Below are 6,566 nucleotides of genomic sequence, written 5' to 3'. Positions count from 1 at the left end.
ACCAGTTCCGCTTCCTGTTCATCTGTCAGCCGTGAAGGTCGTCCGCTTTGTTTTTTGGAGACTAAACCTTGGATTCCATTATGGCAGTAATTTTTCACATAGTGGCTGACAGTATGCTCGTCGCGGCCGATGGTGTGCCCGGCTTCTTTCCGGGTGCGGCCTTCGAGAACCAACTTGACTGCCAGGCAACGCTCGTACAACCGGCGGTTGTCTGTCGTAGTCATCGCTTTTTCCAATTCACGGATTTGACGTTCTGTTTCCATGTTCCCCACTCCTCAAGTGTTTTCTTTAGTATACGCCTACAGGAGGAAAAACGAATGCAATTTAACTCAATTTATATATGAAACAAATGGATCACAATGCACATAAGATTATCTATATTGTAGATGAAGAAAATCATCTAAAAGGTGTCTTGTCTGATGGAGATGTCCGTCGATGGATTCTAAAGGACGGTTCAATCAAGGAGAATGTAAGTGAGGTAATGAATCAAAAGCCGATTACATTGCTTCATACTGAAATTAATCAAGCGAATCAATTAATGAGTGAGAAAAAAATCCACTCTATCGCTGTAGTCAATGAAGAAAACACCTTACGAAATATTATATTTAACTCTAATGAAGTAATTTATAGTGAAAAAATTCAACTGCCAGTGGTCATTATGGCGGGTGGAAAAGGAACGCGGCTCTATCCATACACTAAAATATTGCCGAAACCACTCATTCCAATTGGAGATACTCCAATTGTAGAACGAATCATTAATAAGTTTCATGATTATGGTATGAGCAACTTTATTATGAGTGTGAATTATAAGAAAAACATGATCCGTAGTTACTTCAATGATTTGGAGCGAGATTATGAACTTACGTATGTGGAAGAAAATCAACCGTTAGGAACAGGTGGCAGTTTGTCTTTGATGAGACATTTGCTAACTGAAACATTTTTCGTTTCCAACTGTGATATTTTAGTGGATGCTGATTACACAGATATTGTTTCTTTCCATAAGAAAAAAGAGCATGATGTTACAATTGTTGCTTCTTTAAAGACCACTCAAATTCCTTATGGCGTATTAAAAATAGGTGAAGACGGTTTGTTAGAAAGTACAGAAGAAAAACCTGAATTTAGTTATTTAATCAATACAGGAATGTATTTGATTAATACGTCTGTGTTGGATTTTGTTCCGGATAATGAATTTGCTGATTTGCCTACAATTATTATGGAGGCAAAAAACCAAGGCCTGCGAGTAGGCGTATACCCAGTAAGTGAAGATTCTTGGTTGGACATGGGACAAATTAAAGAAATGGAACATATGATTGATTCGCTAGGAGTGAACTAGTTATGGAAAAAGTTCTTCTAATTGGCGGCGGAGGTCATTGTGCAAGTATTATTGATAGCATGAACCAACAGGCTCTTTATGAGCCTGTTGGTATTTTGGATATACCTGAAAAAGTGGGCGAAGTGATTCTAGGCGTACCAGTGATTGGAACGGACGATGAGGCTAAGAAATACTTTCAAAGAGGAGTAAAGCGTGCTTTTATATCGTTGGGAAGTATTGGAGATACAAAACTTCGACAAAAATTATATCAGCAAATGAAAGATATCGGGTTTACTTTTCCTACTGTTACGGATCCTACCGCGATTGTCTCTCCCTATACTCAAATTGGAGAAGGTACGTTTATCGGTAAAGGAGCCGTAGTAAATGCGACTGTTATCATAGGAACTCATGCAATCATTAATACTGGAACAATTGTAGAACATGATGGCGTGATTGGGGACTTTGTACACCTTGCGCCAGGAACCACCTTAAGTGGGACTGTTACAATAGGAGATCATACTCACCTAGGTACGAATTCAACCGTGATACAAAGTATTTCTATTGGGGAAAATACAATTATCGGAGCCGGCAGTGTAGTTATAAAAAGCATAGGGGCCGGTAAGAAAGCATATGGAAACCCATGTAGGGAGGTAGAGTAATGGGAAAAGTATTCATTATTGCAGAAGCAGGCGTCAATCATAACGGAGATATGGAAATAGCGAAAAAGTTGATTGAAGAAGGTGCCAAAGCAGGCGTTGATGCTGTTAAATTTCAAACCTTTAAAGCAGAGACGCTAGTTGCAAAGTCAGCAAAAAAAGCTGAGTATCAAAAAAATACAACTGATCAAGAAGAAAGCCAATATGAAATGTTGAAAAAGTTGGAACTTGATTATGGAGTACATGAAGAGTTAATGAGTTACGCAAAGGATAAAGGGGTAATGTTTCTATCATCTGCATTTGATCTAGAAAGTATTGATCTATTAGTAGAGTTAGGACTGGATTTATTTAAAATTCCATCTGGAGAAATAACCAACTTACCTTATCTTCGAAAAATTGCTCAAACAAACAAGAAAGTAGTCTTATCGACAGGAATGAGTACGTTGGGAGACATCGAAAAAGCCTTGGAAGTACTGCGGGAAAATGGAGCTAGTGATATTGTGGTATTGCACTGTAATACTGAATATCCGACACCGATGGAAGATGTTAACTTAAAAGCAATGAATGGTATTCGTAATGCTTTTCAAGTTGAAGTTGGTTATTCCGATCATACATTGGGAATAGAGATACCGACCGCTGCAGTGGCTCTAGGAGCAACTATGATTGAAAAACACTTTACTTTGGATAAGACGATGGAAGGTCCTGATCATAAAGCAAGTTTAGAACCAGATGAATTAAAAGCGATGGTAAAAGCAATTCGCAATCTAGAAGTAGCCTTAGGCGATGGAGTAAAGCGTCTATCAAATTCTGAGAAGAAAAATATGGCAATTGCTCGTAAAAGCTTGGTTGCTAAGGTTGATATCGCAGAAGGAGAAGTCTTTTCCGAAGATAACTTAACGATTAAGCGTCCTGGAACTGGACTTTCTCCGATGGAATGGGATTACGTAATGGGATTGCCAGCACGTAGAGCTTATCAAGCTGATGAAGTGATTACACTATGAAAAAGATTTGTGTAATAACGGGAACCCGTGCTGAATATGGATTACTTATGCCTTTGATAAGAAAAATAGACGAAGATCCTGAATTAGAATTACAATTAGTAGCTACTGGGATGCATCTTTCACCAGAATTCGGAATGACTGTTGATTTAATTGAGCGGGATGGGTTTTCACTTACAGATAAAGTGGAAATACTGTTAAGTTCTGATACATCAATTGGTATCAGTAAATCTATGGGGCTTGCAATGATCAGTTTCTCTGAGTGTTTTACACGTTTGCAACCCGATATGATTGTTGTGCTAGGAGACCGCTATGAAATATTTGCAGCGGTATCTACTGCTGCAGTAGCTAAAATTCCGGTTGCGCACCTCCATGGAGGAGAAACAACAGAAGGTGCATTTGATGAAGCTTTTCGCCATAGTATAACGAAGATGAGTTGGCTTCACTTTACTAGTACAGAAACTTATCGTGAAAGAGTGATTCAACTAGGAGAAGACCCAGAACGAGTTTTTAATGTAGGGGCAATTGGAATCGAAAATATCAAAGAGATGAATTTGATGACTAAAGAAGAAATCGAAAAAAGTATTGGTATTCCAATCAAGAAACCATTCTTTCTTGTGACCTTCCATCCAGTGACATTAGAAAATCAAACTTCTTTTATTCAATTTAACTCTCTGTTGGAAGCTCTCAGGGATTACCCAGATGGTACGATTATTTTTACTAAAGCTAACTCGGATACTGACGGGCGGATTATCAACAAAATGATTGATGAGTATGTGAAAAATCACCCAGATCATTCTCTGGCATTTACCAGTATGGGTCAACTACGATATTTGAGCGCTATGAAGATAGCCAATGCTGTAATAGGAAATTCGTCGAGTGGTATTATTGAAGCTCCTTCCTTTGGGATTCCCACTGTGAATATTGGGGATCGTCAAAAGGGTCGTATTCAGGCTTCTACAGTCATTAATTCCAAGACTGATACCTTAGCTATTAAAGATGCTATTGCACAAGCACTTCGTCAGGATTCAAGTCTGAACCCAGTTAATCCATATGGGAACGGTGAAGTAAGCGGGAAAATACTAGCAGTAATAAAAAAAGAATTAAAAAACCCGATTTCGCTAAAGAAAAGTTTTTATGACTTGAATGAATAATCTTTATTGACTGAATGAGCGATTCTATACACATGTAAAAAAACCATTATTAGGCTGCTTGCATCCCAAATTATTTGGGAGTCAAGTGGCTTAATTTCTCGATAGGCTTTTGCCCATGAAGAAACACCTTCGATTCCGGTACTTGCAAGAAAGGTACCCATTCGAAGGTGTTTTATGTTGTCTCCCTTATTCTGCTAATCTATCCCTTTACGAGAGAGGAAGCTTTTTTTATTGAACTTACGAAAAGAGTAGCCAATATGAAACTTGAAAATACAAATATAGGAGCGAAGAAGAAATCAGTATAAGTGCGGCTAAAAAGTTCAGTTCCCAATCTGTATACAATCTGATCACTAATGTAACTTACTAAATAAATCTCTAAAGTATGAGAAGCCACAAAATTTATGAAAGGGTGGCTGCCTCCTTTGGTATCCCCAAAATTCAACACAACAGAAAAGAATAAGATTGATTGAGCATACGTAAGGATATTCGCGTAGTCCTTTGTGACTTGACTTAAATTTCCATCTACAGAAAAGTACATACTGATAAAAATAGAAAGGAGGGCAATGCAAGTCAATAAGCCACGAGGGATTTTTCTAATGGGATAAAGCCGTAAATAGACGCCCGTGAAATAATAAGTAACTGGATAAAGAGAAATCCAAAAGTTTGAAAGCAAGATTCCAGATTCTTGAAAGATACTGTGGGTGAAGAAGTTTAATGTAATTGGTAATATTGTTAAGGTATCTAAACATAGTAACAACCACTTCAAATGTTTTTGAGGGAGCTCGTAGACCATTTTGTTTAGAAAAGGAGAAAGTAGAAATAACCCTACATACATATTTAAGTACCAATTATAAGGGGATGCTTTGAAATTTAAAATTAGGAAAAGACTTTTTAAAATGGATAGTTCTTCATGTAAAATAAAGATTCGAAATAGAATACTTAAGAAAGAAAAAAATACATACGTTCCGATGATTGAAATTAATTTACGATAATACTTTTTTGATACTTCTTGCTTATAATTCAAATAACCAGTCGTCAACATAAAAAGTGGTACACAGATAATAAATAGCTGACGATAAGAAAAGTAAATAAATTCAGGAATATGTCCATTGATTTGAACATGATCCATTGTGTTTAATATAAAATGAACTCCTATTACAGAAAATATTGAAATACATTTGACCAAATTGGGACCAAGTTTTTTTGTTTGCATCGTTTTTTGTCTCCACCATCCATACAGTATTTCTAACTATAAAAGTAAGGAAAAGATTGCTATAATTGAAAGATAGATTAAGTCTTTCTTACAGAATTGTCAAGTGACTTTTTTTAATCTTTTGATATGCTATAATTAAAAACTGAAAATAGAAAGAAAGTGGGAATTGAGGGCACATGGAAAAAAACAGGAAAGTAAGCGTGTTAATGTCGGTTTATTATAAAGAAAAACCGGAATATCTTGAAGCTTGCTTAGAGAGTATCATTCAGCAAACCTATCAACCCGATGAGATTGTTTTAGTAAAGGACGGTCCATTAACAGAAGAATTGGAGCACGTCTTGGAACAATTTGTAAGTAAAAACCCACAAATGTATAAACTAGTTCCTCTAGAGAAAAATGTAGGATTAGGGAAGGCTTTGGCCATCGGAGTAGAAGCTGCTTCTTATGAACTAATTGCTAGAATGGATACAGATGATATTGCTTTGCCCGAAAGATTAGAGAAGCAAAGAAACTACTTCCAAATGAATCCTGAAACGGCTATTGTCGGAAGCGACATTATTGAATTTGAAGGAAGTATTGATCAGGTTGTGGCCAATAGAATTGTTCCACATACCCATGAAGAAATTTATGAATTTGCGAAGCGAAGAAATCCTTTCAACCATATGACGGTGATGTATCGGAAAGATTCAGTATTAGAAGTTGGTAATTACCAACCTTTAAATGGATATGAAGACTATTATCTCTGGGTACGCATGCTTGAAAAGGGATTAAAGGCTTATAACTTTGCTGAAGTACTGGTTTATGCAAGAGGCGGTAACCTGAATTATTCATAGGTTTTCAGAAAACACCTTGAAATGTTGTTCTATCAACGTATTCTTTATTTCACGTTCACACCCAAAAGGTGTGAAAAAAGAACCCCAATCTGTTATGGTTAATGTACTACCAACAACCAAAGAAAGGGGTTCTCTCAATGGCAACTTTACACGAAAATACGCTAAACTTCAACAAAAAAATGACGGTTACAAATACTGGAGGTAATCTCTCCACGGATGCTGGTCTTGTTTTAGTTAAAGAATTCCTTTATTCAATCGGATTCGAACAGTTGATGGAGAAAGAGCTTCATTTTCAAGACTCCCGTCTTTTACCTACACATTCAAATGAAACCATCCTTGAACAACTGATTTTCCAATTAATTGCAGGCTATGATACCGATGCATCTGCCAACATCTTACG

The 6,566-nt window shown here is 36.8% G+C and carries 8 protein-coding genes; 6 read left to right on the top strand and 2 right to left on the bottom strand.

Annotation, left to right across the window (positions count from 1 at the left end; translation table 11 throughout):
- On the bottom strand, positions 1 to 263 hold a 263-nt coding region (locus TES5_RS14520; protein ID WP_143148279.1), incomplete at its 3' end, for a helix-turn-helix domain-containing protein.
- A gap of 77 nt (positions 264 to 340) precedes the next feature.
- On the opposite strand from TES5_RS14520, the gene TES5_RS14515 reads away from it, so the two are divergent.
- The 4 genes from TES5_RS14515 to neuC are packed head-to-tail and all read left to right on the top strand — an operon-like array spanning position 341 to position 4,120.
- Positions 341 to 1,333 (top strand): nucleotidyltransferase family protein, encoded by a 993-nt coding sequence (locus TES5_RS14515; protein ID WP_068562692.1) that lies wholly within the window; start codon positions 341 to 343, stop codon positions 1,331 to 1,333.
- 2 nt (positions 1,334 to 1,335) lie between these two features.
- Entirely contained in the window at positions 1,336 to 1,971 is a 636-nt protein-coding gene (locus tag TES5_RS14510; protein WP_068562691.1) for an acetyltransferase, read from the top strand.
- Complete coding sequence (gene neuB, locus TES5_RS14505) at positions 1,971 to 2,969, top strand: N-acetylneuraminate synthase (RefSeq protein ID WP_068562690.1); 999 nt, start codon at positions 1,971 to 1,973, stop codon at positions 2,967 to 2,969. The genes TES5_RS14510 and neuB overlap by 1 nt, the downstream gene beginning before the upstream one ends.
- Positions 2,966 to 4,120 (top strand): UDP-N-acetylglucosamine 2-epimerase, encoded by a 1,155-nt coding sequence (gene neuC, locus TES5_RS14500; RefSeq protein WP_068562689.1) that lies wholly within the window; start codon positions 2,966 to 2,968, stop codon positions 4,118 to 4,120. The genes neuB and neuC overlap by 4 nt, the downstream gene beginning before the upstream one ends.
- Before the next feature lie 199 nt (positions 4,121 to 4,319).
- On the opposite strand, the gene TES5_RS14495 is transcribed toward neuC, so the two are convergent.
- Positions 4,320 to 5,333, bottom strand: a complete 1,014-nt coding sequence (locus tag TES5_RS14495; protein WP_068562688.1) for an acyltransferase — start codon at positions 5,331 to 5,333, stop codon at positions 4,320 to 4,322.
- Positions 5,334 to 5,509: 176 nt separating this feature from the next.
- Between TES5_RS14495 and TES5_RS14490 the strand changes: the two genes are divergently transcribed.
- Complete coding sequence (locus TES5_RS14490) at positions 5,510 to 6,166, top strand: glycosyltransferase (RefSeq protein ID WP_068562687.1); 657 nt, start codon at positions 5,510 to 5,512, stop codon at positions 6,164 to 6,166.
- Between the two features lie 137 nt (positions 6,167 to 6,303).
- On the top strand, positions 6,304 to 6,566 hold a 263-nt coding region (locus TES5_RS14485), incomplete at its 3' end, for a transposase (protein ID WP_232309275.1).

The organism is Trichococcus sp. ES5, assembly GCF_900067165.1.
GTDB lineage: Bacteria > Bacillota > Bacilli > Lactobacillales > Aerococcaceae > Trichococcus > Trichococcus flocculiformis.
The sequence above is the reverse complement of the archived record's forward strand: the minus strand, read 5'-3'. Positions and strand labels throughout refer to the sequence as shown.

Excerpts from the sequence above, each read along its gene's own strand:
- TES5_RS14515 (WP_068562692.1), top strand. The coding sequence starts at position 341 with ATGAAACAAATGGATCACAATGCACATAAGATTATCTATATTGTAGAT.
- TES5_RS14510 (WP_068562691.1), top strand. The coding sequence starts at position 1,336 with ATGGAAAAAGTTCTTCTAATTGGCGGCGGAGGTCATTGTGCAAGTATT.
- neuB (WP_068562690.1), top strand. The coding sequence starts at position 1,971 with ATGGGAAAAGTATTCATTATTGCAGAAGCAGGCGTCAATCATAACGGA.
- neuC (WP_068562689.1), top strand. The coding sequence starts at position 2,966 with ATGAAAAAGATTTGTGTAATAACGGGAACCCGTGCTGAATATGGATTA.
- TES5_RS14495 (WP_068562688.1), bottom strand. The coding sequence starts at position 5,333 with ATGCAAACAAAAAAACTTGGTCCCAATTTGGTCAAATGTATTTCAATA.
- TES5_RS14490 (WP_068562687.1), top strand. The coding sequence starts at position 5,510 with ATGGAAAAAAACAGGAAAGTAAGCGTGTTAATGTCGGTTTATTATAAA.